The organism is Cyanobium sp. NIVA-CYA 375, from assembly GCF_056108345.1.
In genome coordinates, this window is sequence record NZ_JBSYHW010000261.1 from 1 (window position 1) to 925 (window position 925).

General features: G+C 68.5%; 1 protein-coding gene. It reads left to right on the top strand.

Going from position 1 to position 925, the window contains the following annotated elements; translation table 11 throughout:
- A partial coding sequence (locus AC01FP_RS17955) for a glycosyltransferase (RefSeq protein WP_474482147.1) occupies nt 1-886 on the top strand: 886 nt, incomplete at its 5' end.
- Nucleotides 887-925 lie beyond the last annotated feature (39 nt).

Below are 925 nucleotides of genomic sequence, written 5' to 3' on the forward strand. Positions count from 1 at the left end.
GCACTCCCACTTCGGGGACCGCGGCTGGGCCAACCTCTCGGTCGCCCGGCGTCACGGGGTGCGGCACGTGGTCACCTTCTACGGCTACGACGTGAGCCGCCTGCCTCAGGCGCAGCCCCGGTGGCGCGGACGCTACGAGGACATGTTCGCCGCAGCAGACCTCTTCCTCTGCGAAGGCCCTTTCATGGCGCAGAGTCTCGTCCGCCTGGGCTGCCCGCAAGCCAAGGTCCGGGTCCATCACCTCGGCGTCAAGCTCGATGAGATCGCCTACGAGCCTCGCAGCTGGGAGCCGGGGTCGCCGCTCAAGGTGCTGATCGCGGGAACCTTCACCGAGAAGAAGGGCATCCCCTACGCCTTGCGCGCGCTGGCGCGTGTGCGCCATCGGGTGCCGCTGGAGATCCACCTGATCGGTGACGCCGACGCCAAGGCCGATCGCCAGGCGGAGAAGGCGCAGATCCTGCGCGCCATCGATGAAGGTGAACTCGGCCCGCAGGTGCGCCTGCACGGCTACGTGACGCATGCGCGCATGCACGAGATCGCGCGAGGGTGCCACGTCTTTCTCTCGCCCAGCGTGACCGCGGCCGATGGCGACAGCGAGGGCGGCGCGCCGGTGTCCATCATCGAGATGGCCGCTGCAGGGCTGCCAGTGGTCAGCACCCGGCATTGCGACATTCCGGAAGTCATCGAAGACGGCGTGGGTGGGTGGCTGGGCGACGAACGCGATGTCGAGAGCCTGGAGCGGCACCTCATCTGGTTGATCGAGCATCCGGGTGACTGGCAGGCCGTCACAGAGGCCGCACGGCGCCGGATCGAGACGGAGTTCGACGCGCGATCCCAGGGCCAGAGGCTGGCCGCACACTACGACGCACTGGCGGCAAGGCCATGAATCAGAACCCGACCCCCCGACTGAGCATCGCGCTGCCGG